Annotated in this window: 23 protein-coding genes and 1 pseudogene; 14 read left to right on the top strand and 10 right to left on the bottom strand. The window is 71.4% G+C overall.

The window, feature by feature from the left end:
* Positions 1 to 32: 32 nt before the first annotated feature.
* Positions 33 to 1567: pseudogene (locus ACTWQR_RS00545) on the bottom strand (IS200/IS605 family accessory protein TnpB-related protein).
* Between the two features lie 790 nt (positions 1568 to 2357).
* Between ACTWQR_RS00545 and ACTWQR_RS00550 the strand changes: the two are divergent.
* Complete coding sequence (locus tag ACTWQR_RS00550) at positions 2358 to 2957, top strand: ArsR/SmtB family transcription factor (RefSeq protein WP_443224814.1); 600 nt, start codon at positions 2358 to 2360, stop codon at positions 2955 to 2957.
* A 105-nt stretch (positions 2958 to 3062) separates the two neighbouring features.
* Positions 3063 to 4331 (top strand): MFS transporter, encoded by a 1269-nt coding sequence (locus ACTWQR_RS00555; protein ID WP_443224815.1) that lies wholly within the window; start codon positions 3063 to 3065, stop codon positions 4329 to 4331.
* 99 nt (positions 4332 to 4430) lie between these two features.
* On the opposite strand, the gene ACTWQR_RS00560 is transcribed toward ACTWQR_RS00555, so the two are convergent.
* Positions 4431 to 5066, bottom strand: coding sequence for a TIGR03085 family metal-binding protein (locus ACTWQR_RS00560; protein ID WP_443224816.1), 636 nt, complete (start codon positions 5064 to 5066; stop codon positions 4431 to 4433).
* 83 nt (positions 5067 to 5149) lie between these two features.
* Between ACTWQR_RS00560 and hisI the strand changes: the two genes are divergently transcribed.
* The 11 genes from hisI to lgt all read left to right on the top strand — a co-directional run bounded on the left by hisI (position 5150) and on the right by lgt (position 14437).
* Positions 5150 to 5587, top strand: a complete 438-nt coding sequence (hisI, locus tag ACTWQR_RS00565) for a phosphoribosyl-AMP cyclohydrolase (RefSeq protein ID WP_443224817.1) — start codon at positions 5150 to 5152, stop codon at positions 5585 to 5587.
* 11 nt (positions 5588 to 5598) lie between these two features.
* A complete protein-coding gene (locus ACTWQR_RS00570; RefSeq protein WP_443224818.1) occupies positions 5599 to 7089 on the top strand; it encodes an anthranilate synthase component I in 1491 nt (496 codons plus the stop codon).
* Between the two features lie 52 nt (positions 7090 to 7141).
* Positions 7142 to 7783 carry a TIGR02234 family membrane protein gene (locus ACTWQR_RS00575; protein WP_443224819.1) on the top strand — a complete coding sequence of 214 codons (642 nt, stop codon included), beginning with the start codon at positions 7142 to 7144 and terminating at the stop codon, positions 7781 to 7783.
* Between the two features lie 190 nt (positions 7784 to 7973).
* Entirely contained in the window at positions 7974 to 8204 is a 231-nt protein-coding gene (locus ACTWQR_RS00580; RefSeq protein WP_443224820.1) for an HGxxPAAW family protein, read from the top strand.
* A gap of 115 nt (positions 8205 to 8319) precedes the next feature.
* Complete coding sequence (locus ACTWQR_RS00585; RefSeq protein ID WP_443224821.1) at positions 8320 to 8763, top strand: DUF2752 domain-containing protein; 444 nt, start codon at positions 8320 to 8322, stop codon at positions 8761 to 8763.
* A gap of 188 nt (positions 8764 to 8951) precedes the next feature.
* Entirely contained in the window at positions 8952 to 9761 is an 810-nt protein-coding gene (trpC, locus tag ACTWQR_RS00590) for an indole-3-glycerol phosphate synthase TrpC (RefSeq protein ID WP_443224822.1), read from the top strand.
* Between the two features lie 73 nt (positions 9762 to 9834).
* Positions 9835 to 10059 carry a tryptophan biosynthesis modulator TrpM gene (trpM, locus tag ACTWQR_RS00595; RefSeq protein ID WP_443225000.1) on the top strand — a complete coding sequence of 75 codons (225 nt, stop codon included), beginning with the start codon at positions 9835 to 9837 and terminating at the stop codon, positions 10057 to 10059.
* A gap of 240 nt (positions 10060 to 10299) precedes the next feature.
* The gene (trpB, locus tag ACTWQR_RS00600) at positions 10300 to 11592 is read left to right on the top strand and encodes a tryptophan synthase subunit beta (RefSeq protein WP_443224823.1); all 1293 of its coding nucleotides are present in this window, start codon (positions 10300 to 10302) and stop codon (positions 11590 to 11592) included.
* On the top strand, positions 11589 to 12404 hold the full coding sequence (trpA, locus tag ACTWQR_RS00605) for a tryptophan synthase subunit alpha (protein ID WP_443224824.1): 816 nt from the start codon (positions 11589 to 11591) through the stop codon (positions 12402 to 12404). The genes trpB and trpA overlap by 4 nt, the downstream gene beginning before the upstream one ends.
* Positions 12405 to 12530: 126 nt before the next feature.
* Positions 12531 to 13304 (top strand): DsbA family protein, encoded by a 774-nt coding sequence (locus ACTWQR_RS00610; RefSeq protein ID WP_443224825.1) that lies wholly within the window; start codon positions 12531 to 12533, stop codon positions 13302 to 13304.
* 137 nt (positions 13305 to 13441) lie between these two features.
* Positions 13442 to 14437, top strand: a complete 996-nt coding sequence (gene lgt, locus ACTWQR_RS00615) for a prolipoprotein diacylglyceryl transferase (RefSeq protein WP_443224826.1) — start codon at positions 13442 to 13444, stop codon at positions 14435 to 14437.
* A gap of 23 nt (positions 14438 to 14460) precedes the next feature.
* Here the strand turns inward: lgt and ACTWQR_RS00620 are convergent, their stop codons facing one another.
* The 8 genes from ACTWQR_RS00620 to ACTWQR_RS00655 form a co-directional block, all read right to left on the bottom strand.
* Positions 14461 to 15618 (bottom strand): glycoside hydrolase family 76 protein, encoded by a 1158-nt coding sequence (locus tag ACTWQR_RS00620; protein ID WP_443224827.1) that lies wholly within the window; start codon positions 15616 to 15618, stop codon positions 14461 to 14463.
* Positions 15619 to 15648: 30 nt separating this feature from the next.
* A complete protein-coding gene (locus ACTWQR_RS00625) occupies positions 15649 to 16422 on the bottom strand; it encodes a DeoR/GlpR family DNA-binding transcription regulator (protein WP_443224828.1) in 774 nt (257 codons plus the stop codon).
* Between the two features lie 74 nt (positions 16423 to 16496).
* Positions 16497 to 17348, bottom strand: a complete 852-nt coding sequence (locus ACTWQR_RS00630; protein ID WP_443224829.1) for an HpcH/HpaI aldolase/citrate lyase family protein — start codon at positions 17346 to 17348, stop codon at positions 16497 to 16499.
* A complete protein-coding gene (locus tag ACTWQR_RS00635; protein ID WP_443224830.1) occupies positions 17345 to 18553 on the bottom strand; it encodes a CaiB/BaiF CoA transferase family protein in 1209 nt (402 codons plus the stop codon). The genes ACTWQR_RS00630 and ACTWQR_RS00635 overlap by 4 nt, the downstream gene beginning before the upstream one ends.
* Before the next feature lie 49 nt (positions 18554 to 18602).
* Positions 18603 to 20153, bottom strand: coding sequence for an ADP-ribosylglycohydrolase family protein (locus ACTWQR_RS00640; protein WP_443224831.1), 1551 nt, complete (start codon positions 20151 to 20153; stop codon positions 18603 to 18605).
* Positions 20150 to 21295 (bottom strand): ADP-ribosylglycohydrolase family protein, encoded by a 1146-nt coding sequence (locus ACTWQR_RS00645; RefSeq protein WP_443224832.1) that lies wholly within the window; start codon positions 21293 to 21295, stop codon positions 20150 to 20152. The genes ACTWQR_RS00640 and ACTWQR_RS00645 overlap by 4 nt, the downstream gene beginning before the upstream one ends.
* 7 nt (positions 21296 to 21302) lie before the next feature.
* Positions 21303 to 22526: an ADP-ribosylglycohydrolase family protein gene (locus tag ACTWQR_RS00650; RefSeq protein WP_443224833.1), complete on the bottom strand. Its 1224-nt coding sequence runs from the start codon at positions 22524 to 22526 to the stop codon at positions 21303 to 21305.
* A complete protein-coding gene (locus tag ACTWQR_RS00655) occupies positions 22523 to 23605 on the bottom strand; it encodes an ADP-ribosylglycohydrolase family protein (RefSeq protein ID WP_443224834.1) in 1083 nt (360 codons plus the stop codon). The genes ACTWQR_RS00650 and ACTWQR_RS00655 overlap by 4 nt, the downstream gene beginning before the upstream one ends.
* A 256-nt stretch (positions 23606 to 23861) precedes the next feature.
* Here ACTWQR_RS00655 and ACTWQR_RS00660 point away from each other — a divergent pair, with 256 nt between their 5' ends.
* Positions 23862 to 24593 (top strand): VIT1/CCC1 transporter family protein, encoded by a 732-nt coding sequence (locus tag ACTWQR_RS00660; RefSeq protein ID WP_443224835.1) that lies wholly within the window; start codon positions 23862 to 23864, stop codon positions 24591 to 24593.
* Positions 24594 to 24922: the final 329 nt, after the last annotated feature.

The raw sequence follows: 24922 nt of genomic DNA on the forward strand, positions 1-24922 counted from the left end.
ACTTCCGACCGTACGGTCCGGGCAAACCGTTCCTAAAGGCTGAGTGGGAGTGAGTCCTGGTGCCAGAACCCATGCTCAGCCGGGTGCCCCGAACGGTGTTGGGCACCCTGGTCCCCCGCTTTCGCTCCACGGCCCGGCGGCGCGCATCCGGTGCGCGGTCCGGGCGGGTGGCGGCGGGTTTCCTCACGCCGTCGAGCCTCCGGTCGGGCCTGGACGGTCCGATGCCCACCACGATCACTCTGGTCGGGGTGGGGCGGTGCCGTCCGTCGCCTGATCGGGTGCCCGAGGGCGCGTCGCCCGACCGCGATGCTCGCCGCATCGTGCCGGGAAATCTTGCGAGCCGGTGTGGTCAGGGGCTTCTGCCAGTGCTGGGCACCCCACCGGGAGGTGTACGCCGGGTCCACCGCGACGATCGCGATGTCCTGCTCGGCGGCCATCGAGACCAGCCGGGCCTTGAGTTTCGCGGTGGGGAAACGGGAGAGTAGGCGGCGGAAGCGTTTGTTGCGGCCGTGCTTCTCCCGGCTTGTGCCGTCGGTGAAGTCGAGGTCCTCGATGGCGATCGCGGCGGCCTGGCAGCGACGGGTGTAGTGCAGCAGCCGAGTCAGCGCGTGCCGGATCTGGGCGTCACGGTGTTCCGCGGTGCCGGTCAGGTCGTAGAAAAAGCGCCGCGGCTCACCGACCGGGTTGCCGTGCCCGTCCAGGTGCCAGGCGGCGAGGTGGTCGTCGTTCATGTCCACCCCGACCACCCCTGGACGAGCGCCGCCTCCAGCGGCAGGACGGGGGCAGCGGTGCGCTGCCAGGCTGCGGTGACATACCAGCGGCCGCGCGCCACGTCGTGGTGGATGCGGTAGGCCACCGCTCGGTTCGCGGTGATCCGGTCGCGCCACTCCCCGCCCCGATGCCTAAACCGTACGGTCGCGTCCAGCACGTACCGGCCGCGCGGTGCGTTCGCCAAGTGGACCAACTCGGCAGGGAGTTTGATGGTGATCTGGCCGGTGTCGGTGACGCGGATGGTTTCGTTGCCGAACCGTTTGCCGGACTCCCCGTCGGCGGCCAGGAACATCCGCTCCGCCTGCCACCGCTCCCGCCAGGCCTGCTCGCTCAGCCCGGCCGCCTCAAGATGGTGGCGGGTGTTCGCGAGCTGCTTGCCGCCGCGCACCACCCGCACCCGGCCCGCCGCCCAGTCCGCCTCCACCCCCGCCAGCCGGTCCTTCAAGGCCTGCAGACGGCGGGATTTGGCATGCCACTCACCACGCGAGGCATAGCCGCGCGCCAGCCCCTCCCCCTTGTTCGCCTTGGCGCCCAGCGGCCTCGCCAACCGCGCCTCGACCGCAGCGACCTGCCTCCGTAGCCAATTCAGATGCGCCACCTGCCCGCGCCTCGCCAGCGCCCACTGGTCATGCGTGGCCTTGGTGATACTGCCCGCCCAACGCGCCGACGACTTACCCGTCAGCTCCCGCTTACGCACCGCCCATGACGCGGCATCATGCGCCAGCCCCTGCCGGGACCGATCTGCCAGATCACCTGCGGCCAGCGAGCCGAGGAACATCCCGATCTCGGCCAGCATCGCCGCGTCCGCCTGCGACACCCGCAGCCGGTCCCGGATGGCCACCCCGGAGGGACCGGGCACCACGAAGGATTCCGTCAACTCCCGCAGCCCGCCCACCCGTTCACCCCCGCCCGGCCGAAGACCCTGTCATGGCACTCAACGAGCACCACCCGCAAAGGTCACTCATTCGACCTAAGAATTTCCGTTCCCCTCCCGGGAGAGGGGGCCAGAGCGCCGCGTGACGGAGCGAAGCCCTCTTGGTGGACTCCCCACCCTCCCCTTCTGCTGGTCTGTAGGCCAATAACTCTGTGCGATGGTGACCGTGGACCCTCAGCAGGACGGCCACGGGCCTGCCCGACTCCGGTGGCGACGTGCCCGGCCGGGTCGAGGCCCGCGGCATTTACCACATCCCCCGACGCGGAACGCCGTGGGCGCCCGCGCGAACTCTTCTGAGCGCGGTTCGCCGCCAACATCACCTACCTCTACTTCGCCCTCGGCGGCGTGATCCTGCTGCTCGGGCTGTCTCTCTGGCAGCCGTCCCTGGTCAGCGGGAGCACGAGACGGTCGTCTCGGCCGGTATCGGCCGCCTGAACGCCCTGGGGCAGGCCCACGAGACCGCCGTCGCCGCGGGCGCGGACCCCGCCGACACGGCCGTCGTCCGCATCCGGGAGATCCCGCTCAGCTATGGCGGCCGGCGATCGATCAGGGTCAGCGTGAAGGCGGTCGGGCGACTGGCGGGGGCCGGTCGGGCAAGGAACGTCGCGCAATTTTAGTTGCGCAACTTTTCTTGCGTAATTACGGTGAAGTCATGGCCGACGACGCCGACGACAAAGAGCACCGCCGCATCACCGACCTCGGCACGCTCAAGGCGCTCGCGCATCCCCTGCGGTCACAGCTCTACCGCGCGCTGATCGTGGCGCGTACCGCGACCGCGTCGCAGCTCGCCGAGCAGGTCGACGAGGCGGTTTCGCTGGTCAGCTACCACCTGCGCAAGCTCGCCGACCACCGGCTGATCGAGGGGGCCGAGCCGCGGAGCGGGGACGGGCGGGAGCGGTGGTGGCAGCCCGCTTCGGACGAGGTGAGCATCCACAGCGAGGACTTCCGGGACGCGCCCGAGAAGGCGGCCGCGCACCGGGCGGCGAGCCGACTCTTCCACGAACAGCGCGGCGACCTCTACCGCCGCTACCTCGACGAGCGCCTTACCTGGGGCCCAGAGTGGAACAGCGCCACCTCCGACAGCGAGTTCCTGATGCGGCTGACGGCCGGTGAACTGTCCGAGCTGACCGAGGAGTTGTCCGCCGTTCTCCGGAAGTACGAGGAGCGTGGACGTGCCGCAGAGGCGGCCGGCGAAACCGAGGGGCGCGAGAACGTCGCGCTGCATGTGTACGGATTCCCGTTCCGCACCTGAGAGTTCGGGCCTGAGAGTTCGGGCCCGAGAACTCGCAACTGAGCGTCCGTGCCCGCGAGTTCCCCGCCGGTATTCGCGTTCGTGTGCCCCAGAGAGGCCACCGCCGTGACCGTCACCCCCGCGATACCCGAATCCGACGCGCCCGCCTCGGAGCGGCCCGCCCACCGCGACCCCAACGTCCTGCGCTGGCTCGGGGCGTACGCCTCGTCGGCGATCGGCGACAACGTCTACTACATCGCCCTGTCGTGGGCCGCAGTACAGGCCGGAACGCCGTCCCAGGCCGGACTCGTGATGGCCGCGAGCGCCGTGCCGCGCGCCCTGCTGATGCTGGGCGGGGGAGTGGTCGCCGACCGGTTCGGGCCGCGTCGCGTCCTGATCGGCAGCAACGGCGCGCGCTGCGCGGCGGTGCTCGCGGCCGCCGTCCTGCTGCTGGTGAGCAGCCCCGGACTGTGGCTGCTGGCCCTGCTCGCGCTCGTCTTCGGTGTGGTCGACGCCGTGCTCATGCCCGCCCTGGGCGCCCTCCCGGCCCGCATCACCGGACGGGGCCAACTCGCCCGAGTCCAGGGCATGCGCGGCCTCGCGAGCCGCCTCGCCAACGTCGTGGGCGCCCCGCTGGGCGGGCTGGGCGTGGCCCTGGGCGGCGCGGCCGCGGCGTTCGGGCTCGCGGCGCTGCTGTTCGCCGCGTCGTTGCCCCTGCTGACTGCGGTACGCATCGGGAGCGCGGCCGCCGCCAAAGCACCCGGCGGTGCCGTCAAAGCACCCGGCGGTGCCGCAAGCGATCTCCGTGCCGGGCTGAGCTACATCCGCGGCCACCCCGTCCTCGCCCGCCTGATGCTCGTCATCGCCCTCAGCGACCTCGGCTTCGTCGGCCCGATGAACGTCGGCCTGACACTCCTCGCGGACGAGCGTGGGTGGGGTGCCTCCGGGATGGGCTGGGTGCTGGCGGGCTTCGGAGCGGGGGCGGGGGCGGCATCCCTGCTGCTGACCGCGCGCGGGCGGGTGCCGCGTGCGGGGCTGGTGCTGTCCGTGACGATCGCCGCCGGTGCCGTCTCGATCGGCGCGCTCGCGTATGTGCCGAACGTTGCCGCCGCCGCTGCCGTGGCTGTGGGGATCGGCCTGCTCGCCGGGCTGAGCGGTGCGTTGTGCGGGGCGCTGGTCCAGACCGATTCGGACCCGGCCTACATCGGCCGGGTCTCGTCCGTCTCGAACCTCTTCAGCCTCGGCGTCGCGCCCCTGACCTTTCCGCTCACCGGTGCCGCGGTTGCCCTCTGGGGGACCGCGGTCGTTTTCACCGGCAGTGCGGTGGTGTGTGTGCTCGGTGGGGTGCTCGGGTTGTGCTCCCGTGCACTGCGCGGTGCCGAACTCCCGGAATGAAGGGGCTGCGGGGGATGTGTGCGGTCCGCGGGTCGTGGGGGCTGGTCGCGCCCACGCGGCGGAGCCGCATATTGTCACAGCCCCGCGCCCCTTACGAGGCTAGATGCCCAGCTGTTTCGTCTCGTGCAGCTTCGCGATCGCGTCCTTGTCGCCCTCCAGTTCCACGTCGGCCGCGTTCTGGCGGCCGTACAGGAAGAGCAGCAGTTCGGAGGGCTGGCCGGTTGCCGTCACGACCGGTGTGCCCCGGTGGGCGACCGCCGTCTGGCCGTCGGGGCGGCGCAGCACCAGGCCGGTCGGCACGCTGCGGCCCATCAGGCGGGCGGTCCGCTCCAGCCGGGACCAGAGGGCGTCCTGGAAGACCGGGTCGAGTTCGCGCGGGGCCCAGTCGGGCTGGGCGCGCCGTACGTCCTCGGTGTGGACGTAGAACTCGATCGCGTTGGACGCCTCGTCGATCTGCTTGAGAGAGAAGGGCGAGAAGCGCGGCGGCCCCGTACGGATCAGCTGGATCAGCTCCTCGTACGGCTTCTCGGCGAACTCCGCCATCACCCGTTCCAGGCGTGGCGCCAACTGCTTGATCAGGATGCCGCCGGCGGCATCCGGGCGGCGCTCGCGCACCACGACGTGGGCGGCGAGATCGCGGGTGTTCCAGTCCTCGCACAGCGTCGGGGCGTCCGGGCCCTCGGTCTCCAACAGATCGGCGAGGAGAAGTCGTTCACGCTTGGCATGGGTCGACATGTCTGCCAGCCTACGACCGGCCCCGCGGTCCGGACAGTGGACGTCGGCCAGGAGTGTCCGACCGGCGCGGCACAATGGTCGGCATGACCAGCACGCCCCCGCCCAGCAGGCCCGCCAGGCCCAGCGACCTGGCCCCCGAGATCGCCGCGCGCCTCAAGCGCGGCGCCGACGGGCTCGTACCCGCCATCGCCCAGCAGTACGACACCGGTGAGGTGCTCATGCTCGGCTGGATGGACGACGAGGCACTGCATCGCACGCTGACGACCGGCCGGTGCACGTACTGGTCGCGCAGCCGCCAGGAGTACTGGGTGAAGGGCGACACCTCCGGCCACTTCCAGCACGTGAAGTCCGTGGCCCTCGACTGCGACGCCGACACCGTCCTCGTGAAGGTCGACCAGATCGGCGCGGCCTGCCACACGGGCGCCCGCACCTGCTTCGACGAAGCCGTCCTGATGGCCGACGGCCCGCTGAAGGACGCCTTGAACGACGCCGTGTCCGACGTACCGCCGAGCCGACAGTAGGGTCAGCCGCCATGGACCTCGAGACCTTCCGCAAGCTGGCCACCGACCGGCGTGTCATCCCCGTCAGCCGCAAGCTCCTGGTGGACGGCGACACGCCCGTCGCGCTCTACCGCAAGCTCGCCGCCGAGCGGCCCGGCACGTTCCTGCTGGAGTCCGCGGAGAACGGCCGCTCGTGGTCCCGCTACTCGTTCGTGGGCGTCCGCTCGGCCGCCACCCTCACCGAGCGCGCGGGCGAGGCCCACTGGGTGGGCACCCCGCCGATCGGCGTCCCGGTCGGCGGCGACCCGCTGGTCGCCCTCCGCGCCACCATCGAGGCCCTGCACACACCGCACGACCTCGTCTACGACCAGGGACTGCCCCCGTTCACCGGAGGCATGGTCGGCTACCTGGGGTACGACATCGTGCGCCGCCTGGAGAAGATCGGCCCCGGCGAGCGCGACGACCTGAAGCTGCCCGAACTCACCATGCTGCTGACCAGCGACCTGGCGGTGATGGACCACTGGGACGGCTCGGTCCTGCTGATCGCCAACGCGATCAACCACAACGACCTCGACACGGGCGTCGACGAGGCCTACACGGACGCGGTCGCCCGCCTCGACGCCATGGAGGCGGACCTGTCGCGGGCCGTCTCACAGCCCCCGGCCGCGCTCCCGCCTTCCGAGCTCCCCGAGTACACCGCGCTCTGGGGCGGCCCCGACTACCAGGACGCCGTCGAGGACATCAAGGAGCGCATCCGGGCCGGCGAGGCCTTCCAGGTCGTCCCGTCCCAGCGCTTCGAAACCCCGTGCACGGCAAGCGCGTTGGACGTCTACCGCGTGCTGCGGGCGACCAATCCCTCCCCGTACATGTACCTCTTCCGCTTCGACGGCTTCGACGTCGTGGGCTCCTCCCCGGAGGCCCTGGTCAAGGTCGAGGACGGGCAGGCGATGGTCCACCCCATCGCGGGCACCCGGCCGCGCGGCGGCACGCTCCAGGAGGACCAGGCCCTCGCCGACGAACTGATCGCCGACCCCAAGGAGCGCGCCGAGCACCTGATGCTCGTCGACCTGGGACGCAACGACCTCGGGCGGGTCTGCGAGCCGGGTTCCGTCGAGGTCGTCGACTTCATGTCCATCGAGCGGTACTCGCACGTCATGCACATCGTGTCGACGGTGACGGGCAGGGTCGCACAGGGCCGTACGGCCTTCGACGTACTGACCGCCTGCTTCCCCGCGGGCACCCTCTCCGGAGCCCCCAAGCCCCGCGCGATGCAGATCATCGACGAACTGGAGCCCTCGCGGCGCGGGTTGTACGGCGGCTGCGTCGGCTATCTCGACTTCGCGGGCGACTCCGACACCGCCATCGCCATCCGCACGGCCCTGCTGCGCGACGGCACGGCGTACGTGCAGGCCGGCGCCGGAATCGTCGCCGACTCGGACCCCGTGGCCGAGGACACCGAGTGCCGCAACAAGGCGGCGGCCGTCCTCCGCGCGGTCCACACGGCGAACCGGCTCGGACAATAGGGGACTTCTCACGTGGGCCCCGGGTGACGGTTCGCCCGGGGTTCAGGCGATAGTGGTGTACGTGACTGCTGTACCTCACCCCCGAACCGAAGCCTCCGGACCCGACCGGTCCGGCCGCCGAAGCCTCGCCCTCGCCCTGATGTTCGGCGCGCTCGGCGCGGCCGTCGCGCTGCTCGCCTCACGGCAGGGCTGGTCGGAGGGCACCGCCACGGTGGCCGGCGGCGACTTCCCGCTGAGCGCGAAGGGCAGCGACGTCACGGGCGTGCCCGCGTCCCTCGCCATAGTGGGCCTGGCCGCCCTTGTCGCCGTCTTCGCCGTCCGCCGCGCCGGCCGCTTCCTGGTCGCCGGGCTCCTCGCGCTCTCCGGCGCGGGCACCGTGGCCTCGGCGCTCCTCGGTGTCTCCGACAGCTCCGCGCTCGACGAGAAGGCCGCGCAGGCCACCGGCGACACCGCCGCGACCGTCGACACCATGACCCACACCGCCTGGCCGTACGTCGCCGCCGCGGGCGGCCTGCTGCTCCTCCTCGCGGGCCTCCTCGCCCTGCGCTACGGACGGCTCTGGCCTGCCATGTCGGGCCGGTACGAGCGTGACGGCACCCCGCGGCCGCGCAGGACCCGCGCACCGGCGGACCCGGACCGGCCGGAGGAGATCTGGAAGGCCCTCGACCGGGGCGAGGACCCGACCGGCGCGTAGCGCTCCGCTGGGCTTCTGGGTTCGGCTGCGGGTCGGTGGGGGCTGGTCGCGCCCGCGGCGGAGCCGCACAACGTCACAGACCCACGCCCCTTACGGGGCTACCCCCCCTGCTCAGCGCGTGCACGCGCGTGCGGGACAATGGACCGCGAGCGTCCGACTCACCCACGAACACAGCAATGAGGAGCAAGTCATGGCGGGCAGCAACCACGGTCACACCCCGGCCGCCTGGACCGGTGTCATCATCGCCTTCATCGGTTTCTGCGTCTCCGGTGCGGGCACGGTGATGGCCAGCCCGCTGATCTTCTGGGCCGGCCTGGTCGTCGTCCTCCTCGGCGGCGTCGTCGGCATGGTGATGAGCGCCGCGGGCCTCGGCTCGCGCAAGGCCCACCGCACCCACCAGGTGGCGTCCTCCAAGAGCTGACCGCTCACGGCCTCGCGGGAGGCGGGCCCGGCGTCGAGCGCCGGGACCGCCTCCCGCCATGTGCGGGCGTCAGCGCGGGTCTTCGTATGTGCGGGGTTCACCTGCGAGGGGCAGAATGCGTCAGGTGAATGCCGAAACCCAGAGGGTGACACCCGCTCCCGGATCCGTACCACGACGGCTCCTCGTGCCGGGCGGGATCCTCGCGGCCGTCGTCGGGGCCTTCGCGTACGTGGGGACCGTCGATCCCAACGAACCGGGGCACTACCCCGTTTGTCCGCTGTTCCAGTACACGGGCGTGTACTGCCCCGGCTGCGGTGGACTGCGCAGCGCGCACGCCTTCGTGCACGGCGACTTCACGGCGGCGCTCGGCGCCAACGCGGTCGCGGTCCTGGGATACCTGGTGTTCGCTGGAGTGTGGACCGTCTGGCTGGTCCGCTCCCTCCAGGGGCGGCCGCTGCGCATCGATCTCAGGCCGTCCCTGCAGTGGGGACTCGGCGCGCTGCTGCTGGTTTTCACAGTTGTCCGGAACCTGCCGTTCGGTGGCTGGCTGCTCCCTTGATCAAGAGGGGAATGCCCAGGTAGTGGGACTGACGTCAACCGGATGCGAGGTCTACGCCTTCCTCCGGATACCATCACAGTGACCATCGGTTTCAGCTGATGCGACGGGACCCGGGTCAGCCGCACAACGGCCGAACAACAGCTTCACCACCGCTTCAACCGTCCACCGCAGGGAAGGGGGCCGCTCGCGTGAGTGTGCTCGACGAGATCATCGACGGAGTCCGTGCCGACCTCGCGGAGCGGCAGGCGCGCGTCAGCCTCGACGAGCTCAAGGAGCGCGCCGCGAAGGCTCAGGCTGCCAAGGACGGTGTCGCGGCCCTGCGCGGCGACGGCGTCAAGGTCATCTGCGAGGTCAAGCGCTCCAGCCCGTCCAAGGGCGCGCTCGCCGCGATCGCCGACCCCGCCGCACTCGCCGCCGACTACGAGGCGGGCGGCGCGGCCGTCATCTCCGTCCTCACCGAACAGCGCCGCTTCGGCGGTTCGCTGGCCGACCTGGAAGCCGTCCGCGCCCGGGTCGACATCCCGGTGCTGCGCAAGGACTTCATCGTCACCTCCTACCAGCTGTGGGAGGCCCGGGCGTACGGCGCCGACCTCGCGCTGCTCATCGTCGCGGCCCTCGACCAGTCCGCCCTCGAGTCGCTCATCGAGCGCGCCGAGTCCATCGGGCTCACGCCGCTCGTCGAGGTGCACGACGAGGACGAGGTCGAGCGGGCGGTGGACGCGGGCGCGAAGATCATCGGCGTCAACGCGCGTAACCTCAAGGACCTCAAGGTCGACCGCACCACCTTCGAACGCGTCGCGCCCGAGATCCCGGCGCACATCGTGAAGATCGCCGAGTCCGGCGTCCGCGGCCCGCACGACCTCATCGCGTACGCCAACGCCGGCGCCGACGCCGTGCTGGTCGGCGAGTCCCTGGTCACCGGCCGGGACCCCAAGACGGCCGTCTCCGACCTGGTCGCCGCGGGCGCGCACCCCGCGCTGCGGCACGGACGGAGCTGACGCCCCGGTGCACGCCGGCCTGCTCGCCGCCGCCATCCGTCCGGGCTCGCGCCCCGACGGTGGCCCGGCGTGCGTGAGGTCGGCCGCCACGGGGCCCTCAGTGACCCGGGACCCGTACGCCCGCCTTGCCCGGGGATGCCGCCCGCGCGGCTGCCGGGCGCCTGCGCGTCGCGTGCACGGGCGTCGCGTGCGGTACGTCATCGGGGATGAGCCGGGTCAGGTGAACGGGATGCGATGGCGTCGGCGCGTACGCGCGCTCGCCCCGTCCCTGGCGGATCTCACCCTGCGGGTGGGCTGAGCCGAGTCCGGCACCGCCGATCCGCGCCGTCGGGCTTCTCGCCGTCGCGGCGGGAGAACCACCTCGCGGTGGTCCTTCTCGCCGACGGGAAGCAGACGGTCCCACCGGCGGACCTCAGCGATCCCGGACACGGGGTGCCCGGACCGGGCCGACCGCCGGAGGCATGGCGCGCCGCTACGCGACTACCGTGACCGTTCATCCGACCTGTAACCGGGGCTGTCGCCCCTGCGAGGTAACCGCATGTCCAGCGAGTTCTTCATTCCCGACCCCGAGGGTCAAGTTCCCAGCGTCGAGGGGTACTTCGGCACGTTCGGCGGCAAGTTCATCCCGGAGGCGCTGGTCGCCGCCGTGGACGAGGTCGCCGTGGAGTACGACAAGGCCAAGACGGATCCCGAGTTCGCGCGGGAACTGGACGACCTGCTCGTCCACTACACCGGCCGGCCCAGCTCCCTCACGGAGGTGCCGCGCTTCGCCGAACACGCCGGTGGCGCCCGGGTGTTCCTCAAGCGCGAGGACCTCAACCACACCGGCTCGCACAAGATCAACAACGTGCTCGGCCAGGCCCTCCTCACCAAGCGCATGGGCAAGACGCGCGTCATCGCGGAGACCGGCGCCGGCCAGCACGGCGTCGCGACGGCCACCGCCTGCGCGCTGTTCGGTCTCGAATGCACCATCTACATGGGCGAGATCGACACCCAGCGCCAGGCCCTGAACGTGGCCCGGATGCGCATGCTCGGCGCCGAGGTCATCGCCGTGAAGTCCGGCAGCCGCACGCTCAAGGACGCCATCAACGAGGCCTTCCGCGACTGGGTCGCCAACGTCGACCACACGCACTACCTCTTCGGTACCGTCGCCGGACCGCACCCCTTCCCCGCCATGGTCCGCGACTTCCACCGCGTCATCGGCGTGGAAGCACGGCGGCAGATCCTGGAGCGCGCCGGACGTCTCCCCGACGCCGCCGTGGCCTGCGTCGGCGGCGGCTCCAACGCCATCGGCCTCTTCCACGCCTTCATCCCGGACGCGGACGTCCGCCTCATCGGCTGCGAGCCCGCCGGGCACGGCATCGAGACCGGCGAGCACGCGGCCACTCTGACCGCGGGCGAGCCCGGCATCCTGCACGGTTCGCGGTCGTACGTCCTCCAGGACGAGGAAGGCCAGATCACCGAGCCGTACTCGATCTCGGCCGGCCTCGACTACCCGGGCATCGGCCCCGAGCACTCGTACCTCAAGGACAGCGGCCGCGGCGAGTACCGAGCCGTCACCGACGACGCGGCGATGCAGGCCCTGCGCCTGCTCTCCCGCACCGAGGGCATCATCCCGGCGATCGAGAGCGCCCACGCGCTCGCCGGCGCCCTGGACGTGGGCAAGGAGCTGGGCAAGGACGGGCTGATCATCATCAACCTGTCAGGCCGCGGCGACAAGGACATGGACACGGCCGCCCGCTACTTCGGCCTGTACGACGACGGCGCCGACGCCGTCGTCGAAGCGGACGCCGACAGCGACAACGCCGAGATCGAGGGGGACGCCAAGTGAGCGGCAACATCCAGCTGTTGAGTGACACCCTCGCGGGCGCCAAGGCCGAGGGCCGGTCCGCCCTCATCGCGTACCTGCCTGCCGGCTTCCCGACGGTGGACGGCGGGATCGAAGCGATCAAGGCCGTCTTCGAGGGCGGCGCCGATGTCGTCGAGGTCGGGCTGCCGCACAGCGACCCGGTCCTCGACGGGCCCGTCATCCAGACCGCCGACGACATCGCCCTGCGCGGCGGCCTCAAGATCGCCGACGTCATGCGGACGGTGCGCGAGGCGTACGCGGCCACCGGTAAGCCGGTGCTCGTGATGACGTACTGGAATCCCATCGACCGCTACGGCATCGAGCGCTTCACCGCCGAGCTGGCGGAGGCGGGTGGCGCGGGCTGCATCCTGCCCGACCTGCCCGTCCAGGAGTCGGCGCTGTGGAGGGAGCACGCCGACAAGCACGGCCTCGCGACCGTCTTCGTCGTGGCGCCCAGCAGCAAGGACGCCCGGCTCGCCCAGATCACCGCGGCGGGCTCCGGCTTCGTGTACGCGGCCTCGCTGATGGGCGTCACCGGCACCCGCGAGTCGGTGGGCGCGCAGGCGCAGGACCTGGTCCAGCGCACCAAGGCCACCACCGACCTGCCGGTCTGCGTCGGGCTCGGCGTCTCGAACGCCGAGCAGGCCACCGAGGTCGCCGGCTTCGCCGACGGCGTGATCGTCGGCTCGGCCTTCGTGAAGCTGATGCTGGACGCCCCGGACGAGGCCGCGGGCCTGGACGCCGTACGCGCCCTCGCCGCCGATCTCGCGAAGGGCGTGCGCGGCACGGAGTGACGAACAGTCCGTTCGCGTACGTTCCATCTCGTATGTGCTCGTACGCAACGGACGATCCGCTCGCCCGAACGGGTGGATCTGGGACCGGGGAGGCGCGTTGCGCCTTCCCGGTTCGTTCTGCCGGATGTGAGCGAGAAGAACCGTGAGGCAAAGCGCACCGCCCGTGAGCGGCTGGCGGAAGAGCGACAGAAGCACAAGACGGCGGAGAAGCGCCGACGAGTGCTGATCATGGGTGGTGCGGTCGTCTGCGTACTGGCCCTGGCCGGGGTGGTCGGCGTACTGGCCGCGAACGCGGGCAAGGAGGAGACGGACGCGGCGGGCCCGCTGACGGCACCCTCGGGGGCGAACGGCGACGAGAGACTCGCCATCCCCGTCGGCAAGGAGAGCGCCAGGTCGACCCTCACCGTGTGGGAGGACTTCCGCTGCCCGGCCTGCAAGAGCTTCGAGGCCGGCTATCGCTCGACGATCCACGAGCTGACGGACTCCGGACAGCTGAAGGTCGAGTACCACCTCGCCACGCTGATCGACGGGAACATGGGCGGCAGCGGCTCGCTGCGCGCGGCCAATGCCGCCGCGTGCGCCCAGGACGCCGGGAAGTTCACCCCGTACCACGACGTGCTGTTCGAGAACCAGCCCGCCGAGACGGACGACGCGTACGCGAAGAACAGCAAGCTGATCGAACTGGCCGGCAAGGTCGACGGGCTCGACACCGACACCTTCAAGAAGTGCGTGGACGACGGCACGCACGACAGCTGGGTCGCCAAGTCCAACAAGGCGTTCCAGAGCGGCCGCTTCTCGGGCACGCCGACCGTGCTCCTGAACGGGAAGAACATCTACCAGGACCGGACGATGACCCCGGCGAAGCTGAAGCAGATGGTGGAGCAGGCCGCCAAGGCGTGAGTCCCGGGAGGTCGTCGGCGGCCCCTCCGGCCCCTCCCGCCCCTCCGGGCCCTGGCGGTCCCGTCGGTCTCGTTATGGAGCCGTAGCCAGGGCGGGTTGCCGCGCTTCCCGCCCGGCAGGGTAGCGTCGACCCTGCCATGGAATTTGCCTATATCCCCAGCCCGTCGCGCGGAGTGCTGCACCTCGGCCCCATTCCGCTGCGCGGCTACGCGTTCTGCATCATCATCGGCGTCTTCGTAGCCGTCTGGCTCGGCAACAAACGGTGGATCGCACGCGGTGGCCGGGCCGGCACCGTGGCGGACATCGCCGTGTGGGCCGTCCCGTTCGGCCTCGTCGGCGGGCGGATCTACCACGTCATCACCGACTACCAGCTGTACTTCAGCGAGGGTGAGGACTGGGTCGACGCCTTCAAGATCTGGGAGGGCGGCCTCGGTATCTGGGGCGCCATCGCGTTCGGCGCGGTGGGCGCGTGGATCGGGTGCCGCCGACGTGGCATCCCGCTCCCCGCCTGGGCCGACGCCCTCGCGCCCGGCATCGCGCTGGCGCAGGCCATCGGGCGCTGGGGGAACTGGTTCAACCAGGAGTTGTACGGGCGGGAGACGGACCTTCCCTGGGCCCTGCACATCACGTCCTCGACGGACGGCCGGGTGCCCGGCTACTACCACCCGACGTTCCTGTACGAGTCGCTGTGGTGCATCGGTGTCGCGGTCCTCGTGATCTGGGCCGACCGGCGCTTCAAGCTCGGCCATGGCCGGGCCTTCGCGCTGTACGTCGCGGCGTACTGCGTAGGCCGCTTCTGGATCGAGTACATGCGTGTCGACGAGGCCCACCACTTCCTTGGGCTGCGCCTCAACGGCTGGACCTCGATCGTTGTCTTCGTCCTCGCCGTGATCTACATCGTCGTGTCGGCCAGGAAGCGGCCGGGGCGTGAGGAAGTCGTCGAGCCGGCCCCCTCCGAAGACGACGGCGACGAGGCAGACGCCTCCGCCAAGGAGGGCGAGAAAGCCAAGGCGGAGCCGGTGTCGGAGTCCGAACCCGACACCGACACCGACAGCGAGTCCGACACCGAGCCGGAGTCCGACACCGAGTCCGTCGGCACGAAGGACGAGGCCGAGTCGGCCAAGAAGACCTGACCCGGCTCCGGATCCCGAAGTCGTCAGAGGACCGCGGTCAGCAGTGAGACCGCGGACTCCTGACGTCCGATGTCCGCGCTGTCGAACGGCCCGGACCAGCTCAGCCCGTACTGGTCCTGGCCGTCGCGGTCGTATGTGTAGGCCGAGCGGGCCTGGGCGCGGAGGTACCCGCGGTACGGGTGACCGGGCAGCACCTTGTCCAGTTCCGCGAGGTTGCGCGCGAAGATCCCCTTGAACGCCGCCTGGTCGGAGTTGCAGTCGCCTCTCGGCTCGCACGGCTCGGTCAGGATCCCCTTGGGGGACAGTTCCGGGCTCGTGACGACCGCGTCGGCGATCTTCCGCGCGGAGGCGAGCAGCCGCCGGTCACCGGTGGCCTTGTAGAGCTCGGCGAGACCGCCGAGGACCACTCCCTGGTTGTACGTCCAGGTCGTTCCGCCGTTGTTGGCGCAGCCGCCGCCCTGGGTGTTCAGGCCGTCGTTGACCAGGTGCTCGTCGTTGATCATCCCGCTCTTCTCGAACCAGTGCCAAGCGTCGAGGGCGCGGGCGAGATAGACCTTGTCGCCGGGTATGCGGTTGTGCAGCGAGGCCAGGAGCTGGATGTAGAGCTCGGCACTGATCGCGTTCTTGTACGTCTTGCCCGGGATGTCCCACCAGATGCCGCCGCCACAGGTGTCGTCCCAGTACTCGCGCATGTACGCCTCGTCGAGCTTGGCGATGTCGAGGTACTCCTTGTCGCCGGTCAGGTCGTACATGCGGGTCATGGCCAGGGCCCACCAGCCGGTGTCGTCCGTGGAGTCGGCCCGGAACTCGCCGCCGCCCTCCGGCCACCAGGGCAGCGGCTGCCGCTGGATCTCGATGGTGTTCTCGACCTGTGGCATGTAGCTCCGGGAGCCGGTCTTCGCCATGTAGTCGAGCAGCGCCTGGAGCGCGTTGCCCGACTGCCACCAGGGCGAGGCCGGATCCCAGCGGCCGGTCTCCTCGTCGTAGAAGCCCATCATCGCGCCGACGGCCGCGGCCGCCTTGCCGCGAGCGGTCACCGTGCCTCCCTCGGGGGCCGACCGGGCGGGGTCCGCCTGGGCCGGTGCTGCCTGGGCGGGCACCGTCGCCGCCGACAGGCAGAGGATCATTCCGCAGGCGACGGTGCCCGCGTTCCTCCACGCTCTTCGTACCAGTTGACGCATCGCGGTAACTCCTTGCAGAGAGGGCCTGTTTCAGGCGGTGATCACCTGTCCGCCTGCCTGGCGGCAGAGGTCGAGCGTCCGGGGATCGGCGCCCGCGCTCGTGATGAGCACGTCGATGTCGGCGAGCGAGCACAGCCGCAGGCTGCCGGTGCCGGGGAACTTGGACTCGCCGGCGACCAGCACCACCCGGGGGGCGGATTCGACCAGCGCCTGCTTGATCGGGGCCTCGACGGCCATGTCGTCCACCACATGGCCGTTGGCACGTACGCCGGTGCAGCTCAGGAAGACCAGGTCCGCGCTGACCTGGCGCAGGGCGCTCTCGGTGAGCGTGCCGACGAGGGACTGGTAGTTGCGGCGCAGGACGCCGCCGAGGACGACGAGCCGTACGGAGTCGTCGTCGCGCAGTTCGTCGAGCACGGCGAGATTGCTGGTGATGACGGTGACCGGGCGGCCGCGCAGCCGCCGGGCGATCAGCGGGGTCGTGGTGCCGATGTCCAGGACGACCACGGTGTCGTCGGCCACCAGCTCGGCGGCGCGCTCGGCCATCGCTTCCTTCACCGCCCGGTCATGGGCGGCCGAGACGTCGAACGGCTCCTCCACGGCGGGCCGTTCGGCCACCGCACGTGGCGACAGGGCGGCGCCGCCGTAGGTGCGGACGAGTTCGCCGTGCCGGTCGAGCTCGGTCAGGTCCCGGCGGATCGTCGACTCGCTCACCTGGAGCCGTTCGGCGAGCTCGCGCACGGAGGCGACCCCCGTCACCCGGAGCGATTCGACGATCTTCATGTGGCGTTTGCTCGATGTCACGCGAGGAAAGTAGCAGTGGATGAGTGACTTCGGTCATGAATTCCCTGACACAGGGGGGATTTGACTGAAGTCGGTCATCGGGGGTGGCGGGCCAGGGCGAGTGTGCGTCGTGCGCCCGCGACGAGCGCCGGGTCCACGAAGCGTCCGTCGGGCAGCGTGAGGGCGCCGGTCCCGGCGCCGGCCGCCTTCACGATCTGCTCGGCGGCCTCGATCTCCCGGTCGGTCGGCAGATACGCCCGCTCGATCACCGGGAGCTGGCGGGGATGGATGGCCGCCCGGCCCAGGAAGCCCAGGGCGCGGCCGTGGGCGCAGGAGGTGGCCAGGCCGGCGAGGTCGCTCACGTGGGGATAGACGGACTGGGCCGTTGGGGCCAGGCCCGCAGCGCGGGCGGCCAGGACGACGCGGGCGCGGGGCCAGTCGAGGCCGGTGTCGTCCCGTACGCCGAGGTCGGCCCGTAGGTCGGCCTCGCCGAGGGCGATGCCGCGCAGGGCAGGGTGGGCGGTGGCGATCGCGTAGGCGTGCTCGATGGCCAGGGCCGACTCCAGGAGCGCGTACAAGGGGATGTCGGGGGCGAGTTCCGCCGTCCGTACGACCTGGGTGGGGGAGGTGACCTTGGGGAGGCGCAGGCCCGAGAGGGTCGGGAGCGCGACCAGGGTGCGGAGGTCCGCTTCGCACTCGGGGCTGTCCAGGGCGTTGACGCGGACGTGGACGGGAGTCGGGGGCGGCTCGGCGAGGAGTTCGGCGGTGGCGGCGCGGGCGTACTCCTTGCGGGCGGGGGCGACCGCGTCCTCCAGGTCGACGACCACCACGTCGGCGCCGGAGGTCAGCGCCTTGCCCACCATCTCCGGGCGGTCGCCGGGGACGTACAGCCAGGTGAGCGGGATGGCTCCCGTGGCCTGCGTGACTCCCGCGGTACTCGTGGTCACAGCGCGCCCTCCGATCTGAGCGTGGTGATCTCGGCCGCCGTCAAGCCGAGTTCGGTGAGGACGGTGTCCGTGTCGGCGCCGTGCGGGCGGCCTGCCCAGCGGATTCCGCCGGGGGTGTCGGTGAGGCGGAAGAGGATGTTCTGCATGCGCAGCGGGCCCAGTTCGGGGTCGTCGACGGTCGTGATCGTGTCGAGGGCCGCGTACTGCGGGTCCGCCATGACATCGCGTACGTCCTGGATGGGTGCCACCGCCGCCTGCGCCTTCTCGAACGCGTCGATGACCTCGTCGCGGGTGTGCCGGGCGATCCACGCGCCGACCGCCTCGTCGAGGACGTCGGAGTGGCGGGCCCGGTCCGCGCCCGTGGCGAACCACGGCTCGGTGGTCAGGTCCGGGCGGCCGACCAGGCGCATCACGCGTTCGGCGATCGACTGCGCCGAGGTCGAGACGGCGACCCAGGTGCCGTCGGCCGTGCGGTAGGTGTTGCGGGGCGCGTTGTTCTGGGTGCGGTTGCCCATGCGGGGCTGGACGTGGCCCAACTGGTCGTACCAGAGCGGCTGCGGGCCGAGGACCGTGAGGATCGGCTCGATGATCGCCATGTCCACGACCTGCCCGCGCCCCGTGCGGTCGCGGGCCGCCAGGGCGGTCATCACCGCGTACGCCGTGGCCAGGCCCGCGATCGAGTCGGCGAGGCCGAACGGCGGGAGGGTCGGCGGGGCGTCCGGTTCGCCGGTGATCGCGGCGAAGCCGCTCATGGCCTCGGCGAGCGTGCCGAAGCCGGGGCGGTGCGCGTACGGGCCGAACTGGCCGAAGCCGGTGACCCTGGCCAGGACCAGGCGGGGGTTGACCGCCGACAGTTCCTCCCAGCCGAGGTCCCACTTCTCCAGGGTTCCGGGGCGGAAGTTCTCGATGATCACGTCCGTGGTGGCGGCGAGGCGGAGGAGAGTCTCGCGGCCGCCGCTGGTGGAGAGGTTCAACGTCATCGTGCGTTTGTTGCGTCCGAGGAGTTTCCACCACAGGCCGATGCCGTCCTTCGACGGGCCGTGGCCGCGGGACGGGTCCGGTCTGCGGGGATGCTCGACCTTGATGACCTCCGCGCCGAAGTCGCCGAGCATGGTGGCGGCGAGGGGGCCGGCGAAGAGGGTGGCCAGGTCGAGGACTCGGAGGTTGGTGAGGGGTGCCGGGGCGGTCACGGCGGCGTGGGTCATGGGCGGGGGGACTCCGAGTGGGTGCGGTGGACGGTTGGCTGAGTGGTCGTCAGGTGTGTGTGGTCGTCGGGTGTGTGGTCGTCAGGTGTGTGGTCAGCTGGGCGGTCAGGTCAGCGAGGGTGTCGAAGCCCATTCCGTTGAAGTCGCCGATGGAGGTGGCCAGTTGGTTCTTGAGGGGGGTCGTCCAGCGGGCGGGGATCGCTTCCGGCCGGCCCGCGAGCAGTCCCGCGATCGAGCCCGCTGTCGCGCCGTTCGAGTCCGTGTCCCAACCGCCCGACACCGCACGGCAGATGGAGGCCGTGAAGTCGCCGTCGGCGTGGGTCAGGGCGGCGGCGAGCAGGGCGGTGTTGGGGACGGCGTGGACCCAGTGGTACGTGGCGGCGTGGGTGGCGTGGAGCTCGTCCACGACCGTGTCGAAGTGCCGGTGTTTCCGGGCCAGTTGGATGGCGTGGCGGATGGCTCGGGCCAGTCGGGAGCCGGGGGGTACGACGGTGAGGCCGGTGCGTAGGCAGGTGTGGATGTCGCTGGTGCCGGATGCGGTTGCGGCTTCGGCGATGGTGGCTGCCGTGAACATCGCCGCGTAGACGCCGTTGGCCGTGTGGGTGAGGGTGGCGTCCCGGTGTGCCTGTTCCGCGGCGGTCGCGGGGGCGGCCGGGTTAGTCCAGCCGTGGGCGTCCGCGCGGATCAGGGCGCCGATCCATTCGCGGAAGGGGTTGCGGTGGACGGCCGTGTGCGGGGGTTCGATGCCGTCGAGGAGGTTGCGGTAGGCGATTCGCTCGGCGGTGAAGGTGCGGCCCGCGGGGAGTTCGTCCAGCCAGAGCCGGGCCACGTCCGTGGTGGTGAAGTGCTTGCCGTGGCGCTGGAGCAACAGCAGGTTCAGTAGGGGGTAGTTGAGGTCGTCGTCCTCCGGCATGCCGTCGATGTTCTCGGCGAGGGAGGTGGGGGCGGAGCGGCGGTTCCAGGGGTAGGTGGCCTCGAGGTCGGGTGGGAGGCCGCGGGCGGTGAACCAGGTGTGGAGGGGCCAGTTGCCGGTGGCTCGGGCGAGTTGGCGGATCCCTTCGAGGGGGAGCTTCTCCACGGGTTTGCCGAGGAGGCAGCCTGCGGCTCTGCCGAGCCAGGCGGCTTCCAGGCGGGGGAGGAGTGTGGCTGGGGTCGGGGCGGTCTCTTCCCCGCTGTGCCCCTTGAGCGCGCTCCGCGCGCGGGCACCCCTTCCCGAAGCTGGGGGCTCCGCCCCCGGACCCCCGGCTGATCGGCTGAGGTTCGCTGTGCCCACAGCGTGGCCGTGGCGGGCGGCGTCAACGCCGGTGCGTGTGGGCCAGTTGGGGCACAGTGACCGGATCCTGTTCAGGTCCGTTGGCTCCGTGTCCGCCAACTCACTTGGCAGGTCCGCCAGTTCGTCCAGGAGATCATTGGCCAGCATCCGCAAGTACGGCGACACCGGCTCCCGCGACGCGCCCGCCCGGAGCGGCGCCTCCGGGCCGCCCGCCGCGCTCCAGCGGGCGGCGATCCGTGACGCGTTGCGGCCGTCCTGTGCCGCCTGGCGGAGTTCGTGGCCGATCAGGTCCTCGGGCTGGACCCAGGTCAGACGCAGCGGAGTCATGACAGCCCCGCGTACGCCGTCTCATGGGCCCGGCGGCGACGTACGTCACGCTCGAAGACCTCGCGTGTCACCTCCGTGAGCGTCGTCGCCGGGGCGAGCAGGTCCAGGCGGCTGGACTCCGCGACCGTCTTGGCCCAGTCGGGTGGGACCTCCGAGCCGAGGGCGCCCGCGAGGGCGCCGGACATGGTGGCGATCGAGTCGCAGTCGCGGCCGTAGTTCACCGAACCCAGGACCGCGTGGCGGTAGTCGCCGCGCGACACCAGCAACATGCCCAGGGCGATGGGGAGTTCTTCGATCGAGTGGATGCGGGAAGGGCGGCGGGCGCCGAGCGAGGGGGCGCGGTAGTCGGGGCCGACCGTGTCGTAGGGAGCCACGGCCTCGCGCAGGGGACGTAGCGCCGACTCGAAGTCCGAGTAGCGCGATGCCGCGTCGCAGACCGTCTCGATCGCCGCGCGGGTGCCGTCCTTCGCCACCGTGAGGCAGGCCTCGACCACCGAGTCCGGGGTCGCGCCGGGGGTGCAGGCCGCCGCGACGCCCGCCGCGAAGACACCGGCGGCCTCACGTCCGTACGACGACTGGTGCGCGCCCGCGATGTCGAGTGCCTCGGCGTACGCGCCCGCCGGGTTGGCCGTGTTGACCAGGCCGACGGGTGCCATGTACATCGCGGCACCGCAGTTGACGATGTTGCCGGTGCCGGCCTCGCGGGGGTCGACGTGGCCGTAGTGGATCCGGGTCACCAGCCACTTCTCGGCGAGGAAGATCCGCTGGAGGGGGAGAGCCTCGGTTTCGAGTTCCGGGATCCAGCGCGGGGTCGTCATCAGGTCGGGGACCAGGTGCCGGGCGATGGCGTACGCGTCGAGGTGGTCGCGGACCGTGGCGTACACCCGTACCAGCGCATGGGTCATCAAGGTGTCGTCGGTGACGTGGCCGTCGCCCTTGTGGTACGGGGCGATGGGGCGGGCCGTGCGCCAGGCGTCGCCGTTCCAGGGGCCGACGATGCCGTGGACACGGCCGCCGTGGCGTTCGGCGATCTGGTCCGGGGAGTAGCCCTCGACGGGGCCGCCGAGCGCGTCGCCGACGGCGGCTCCGACGAGGCTGCGCGTGATTCGTTCTTCCAGGGTTGCGGGTGCTGTGGGCGTCATGTCCGAATCATCCCTCCGGGAGGGCAAGTTCTGTGGCTGCGAGCAGTTCGGCGAGTTCCACGAGGTCCGTGCCGGTCAGGCGGGGCAGTGCGCAGCCCGAGAGGGTGCGGCAGGCGTCGCGCCAGGAGGCGGGGATCGCGCCGCCGCCGCCGAGCGCGCCGGTGAGGGCGCCCGCGAGGGCCGGGGCCGAGTCCGCGACCCGGGACAGGCACGCGGCGGCGGGCACCGCCTCGGCGATCCGGCCGCGCGCGGCGGTCGCGAGGGCGAGGGCGACCGGGACTGTCTCGGCGGCGGCGATGCCGTAGCTGTAGACGTGGTCGACGATCTGGTGCTCCAGGAGGGGTACGAGGCCGAAGGCACCGTCCCCCTCGAGGATGGTGTCGCGGGCGAGTCCGAGCGCGTGGCGGGCGTTGCGGCCGATCTCGGTGGACTCGGGGAGTTCGGCGAGCGCGACCGTCGTACAGGTGTCGACGTCCGCGCCGCCAAGAGCGAGCGCGACCGCCGCGGCCATGGCGCGGGCGCCGTGCACGCCGTCGCCGTCCTGGGTGTAGCGGGCGTCGAACTCGGCGAGTTCCGCGGCGAGGCGGGGGTCTCCGGCGTGGGCGACGGCCAGCACGCAGGCCCGTACGCAGGCCGCGTCGTCGAAGTAGTGCGGGTTGTCGTGGCCGGTGGCGGGCGGGCGCAGGCCGGTGGCGAGGTTGCCGAGGCCGGCGCGTACGGAGATGCGGGCACGCAGGGGGAGTACGGCCGACTCGACCTCGGGGGCGCGGTCGGCTGCCGCCGCGACTTCGCTCGCCACGGCGTTCCAGGACAGGTCGATGGCCGCGCGCATCCGGCGCTCTCGGCTCAGGTCGCCGCCCAGGACGCTGGCGTCGGCGGCCCGCAGCACGGCCTCCGCCGCGAACGCCGCCCACTCGGCGTCGTCCGACGGGCCGAGCCTGAGCGGTTCCGGTGGTTGGTTCAGGGCGATGGGGACGGGGAGGGTAGTCGTGGCGTTCTGTTCGGCGAAGGTGTCCAGTTCCCGGGTCAGGCGTCTTGTCCACTCGGGCATGCGGGCGGCGCGGTGGCGGGCGGCGGGCCAGCCGGCGGCGTCGCCTGCGGCCAGGCCTAGGAGGAGGCCTTCGATTCGCCGTGGGGCGTGGGTCCTGTGGGCGATGTGCGGGTGCGTTGTGGCTGGTCGCGCAGTTCCCCGCGCCCCTGAAGGGGCGCCGTCGGGGGCGAGGTGGGTCACAGGGCCACCTCGTTTTCGTCTGAGACCAGCACGTACGCGCACGGGTCCGGAGTCGCTCGTTCGTGGATGTAGGTGTGCTCCTCCTCGTCCGGCGTCAGCAGGTCCGCCACGTCCAGGACGTGGTGGCCCCGCATCGACGGGAGGCAGCTTCCCCTCGCCGGGCCGATCTCGGTCGCCCAGGCCGCCGGGATCGACGAGACGCCCCTCGTCGCCCCCGCCAGCGCGCCCGCCACCGCCGCCGTCGTGTCCGCGTCGCGGCCCATGTTCACCGCTGTGAGGACGGCCTCCGCGAAGTCGCCGTCGGCGGTCGCGTACGCGCCGAAGGCCAGGGCCACGGCCTCGGGGGCCAGGTCGGTCCAGGGGTAGCCGCCGACGACGACCGCGGAGCGGACCGCGCGCTCGCCGCGGTGGGCGCAGGCGACGGCCCGGCGCAGCGAGCGGGCTGTCCAGGAGTCGTCGGGGACGACCGCGAGGGCCGAGGCGACCACCACGATCGTCGGGGCGCCCGCCATCGCCGCGGCGACGCCCGCCGCGACGGCCTGGCCGCCGTAGATGCCCTCGCCCTCGTGGCTCACCGAACCGTCGATCGCCACCAGCCGGGCCGCCTCCGCGGGGCGGCCCGCCGCGAAGACGCCGAAGGGGGCCGCGCGCATGGCGAGACCGTCGCTCCAGGCGTGCCGGTGCTGGGCGGAGATCGGGGCGGCCAGGCCCCGGCGCAGATTCTCCAGCGTGCCCCGCTCGCTGAACCCCGCACCCCGGAACGGGCCCTCGTCCCGGTCCGCGATCCACTGGTGCCAGGCCGCCTCGACGTGCGCGACCGTGAGCGCCGAGCCGTGTCTGGCCAGGAGGAGCCCCGAGAAGATCGCGTACTCCGTGTCGTCCGTCCCGGCCGGGTTCTCGGCGACGTACCCGGTGATGCGGCCCCAGCGTGCGCGGATCTCGGACGGTTTCATGTTCTCGGCGGGCGCCCCCAGCGCGTCCCCGACGGCGAGTCCGAGCAGCGCGCCGCGGGCCCGTTCGCGCAGGTCGACCGAGTCCCCGGGTGCCGGTACCGAGGGAACGCAGGCAATAGAAGCCATGGCGGTGCCTCTCCATCGCGGGGTCCCAGAAGGACCCTTTGCGGATCTGTCCCACCTGAGCGGTTCGTCCGAGCCTCCAGTGCCTCAGCGTCACCCGGTCGACATTTGTGCGTCGCTCCCTACGGATGAGCGAAGTGGGGCAAAAGCACAGGTAAGTACGGCCTTCCTTGCTGGCAGGCGTGAAATTTCAGGCGTACGTTGAGTGTTGTCCAAAGGTGGAATTAGTCCAACCAAGACCCGTGGGGGGATCTCAGACATGGCCATCATCGAGACCGAGGCGACGCTCCACGAGGCGCACCGCGACAACCACACCCACCGGGACGTGAGCGGCGGCTGGCTGCGTCCCGCCGTCTTCGGTGCGATGGACGGACTCGTGTCCAATCTGGCCCTGATGGCCGGTGTCGCCGGCGGGTCCGTCGCGCCGCGGATCATCGTCATCACCGGGCTCGCCGGTCTGGCCGCCGGCGCCTTCTCCATGGCCGCCGGCGAGTACACCTCCGTCGCCTCGCAGCGCGAACTCGTCGAGGCGGAACTCGACGTGGAGCGACGGGAGTTGAGAAAGCACCCCAAGGACGAGGAGCGCGAGCTCGCCGAGCTGTACCAGGCCCGCGGTGTCGCCCCCGTACTCGCCCGCGAGGTCGCCCGGCAGCTGTCGAAGGACCCCGAGCAGGCCCTCGAGATCCACGCTCGGGAGGAGCTGGGCATCGACCCCGGCGATCTGCCCTCGCCGACCGTCGCCGCCGTGTCGAGCTTCGGCTCGTTCGCCCTCGGCGCCTTCCTTCCCGTACTCCCGTATCTGCTCGGCGCGACCGCCCTGTGGCCCGCTGTTCTGCTGGCGCTCCTCGGGCTCTTCGCATGCGGTGCGATCGTGGCCAAGGTGACCGCAAGGTCCTGGTGGTACAGCGGATTCCGGCAACTCGCGCTGGGCGGGGCCGCGGCCGGTGTGACGTACGTCCTGGGCAGTTTGTTCGGTACGGCCGTAGGATGATTTGGGCGCCGAGTCGAGCAGCTATGCAAGGGACTGCATAAGTAGCCGTTACTCGGCGGTTTCGATTCCTTAACCACTGGGCATGAGCCGTAAGCGCTCGGGCAATGAGGCCTGCGCCGTAAGCCACGAGGCGGGTGACGTTGCCTGCCTCGATCGGACCGACGGTCACTGATCTGTCCGAAAAGGTCCCCCTATTTCACCGCCACGAGCGGTACCCGCGCCGCGACCTGTGGCGTCCGCATGTTGGAACGCAGTATCCGGTTCACGAGAACCGCTCCATCATGTAACCTGCACGAAATTTTGCACCCACAGCAGAGGGCCAACGTCGT

Origin of the sequence: Streptomyces sp. 2A115, assembly GCF_052245575.1 — a bacterium.
Lineage (GTDB): Bacteria > Actinomycetota > Actinomycetes > Streptomycetales > Streptomycetaceae > Streptomyces.

Coding starts and splice junctions, on each gene's coding strand:
- ACTWQR_RS00620 (WP_443224827.1), bottom strand. CDS start 15,618: ATGCGTCAACTGGTACGAAGAGCGTGGAGGAACGCGGGCACCGTCGCC.
- ACTWQR_RS00640 (WP_443224831.1), bottom strand. CDS start 20,153: ATGACTCCGCTGCGTCTGACCTGGGTCCAGCCCGAGGACCTGATCGGC.
- ACTWQR_RS00645 (WP_443224832.1), bottom strand. CDS start 21,295: ATGACGCCCACAGCACCCGCAACCCTGGAAGAACGAATCACGCGCAGC.
- ACTWQR_RS00635 (WP_443224830.1), bottom strand. CDS start 18,553: ATGACCCACGCCGCCGTGACCGCCCCGGCACCCCTCACCAACCTCCGA.
- ACTWQR_RS00570 (WP_443224818.1), top strand. CDS start 5,599: ATGGACCTCGAGACCTTCCGCAAGCTGGCCACCGACCGGCGTGTCATC.
- ACTWQR_RS00655 (WP_443224834.1), bottom strand. CDS start 23,605: ATGGCTTCTATTGCCTGCGTTCCCTCGGTACCGGCACCCGGGGACTCG.
- ACTWQR_RS00660 (WP_443224835.1), top strand. CDS start 23,862: ATGGCCATCATCGAGACCGAGGCGACGCTCCACGAGGCGCACCGCGAC.
- trpB (WP_443224823.1), top strand. CDS start 10,300: ATGTCCAGCGAGTTCTTCATTCCCGACCCCGAGGGTCAAGTTCCCAGC.
- ACTWQR_RS00585 (WP_443224821.1), top strand. CDS start 8,320: ATGCGTCAGGTGAATGCCGAAACCCAGAGGGTGACACCCGCTCCCGGA.
- lgt (WP_443224826.1), top strand. CDS start 13,442: ATGGAATTTGCCTATATCCCCAGCCCGTCGCGCGGAGTGCTGCACCTC.
- ACTWQR_RS00580 (WP_443224820.1), top strand. CDS start 7,974: ATGGCGGGCAGCAACCACGGTCACACCCCGGCCGCCTGGACCGGTGTC.
- ACTWQR_RS00550 (WP_443224814.1), top strand. CDS start 2,358: ATGGCCGACGACGCCGACGACAAAGAGCACCGCCGCATCACCGACCTC.
- hisI (WP_443224817.1), top strand. CDS start 5,150: ATGACCAGCACGCCCCCGCCCAGCAGGCCCGCCAGGCCCAGCGACCTG.
- ACTWQR_RS00560 (WP_443224816.1), bottom strand. CDS start 5,066: ATGTCGACCCATGCCAAGCGTGAACGACTTCTCCTCGCCGATCTGTTG.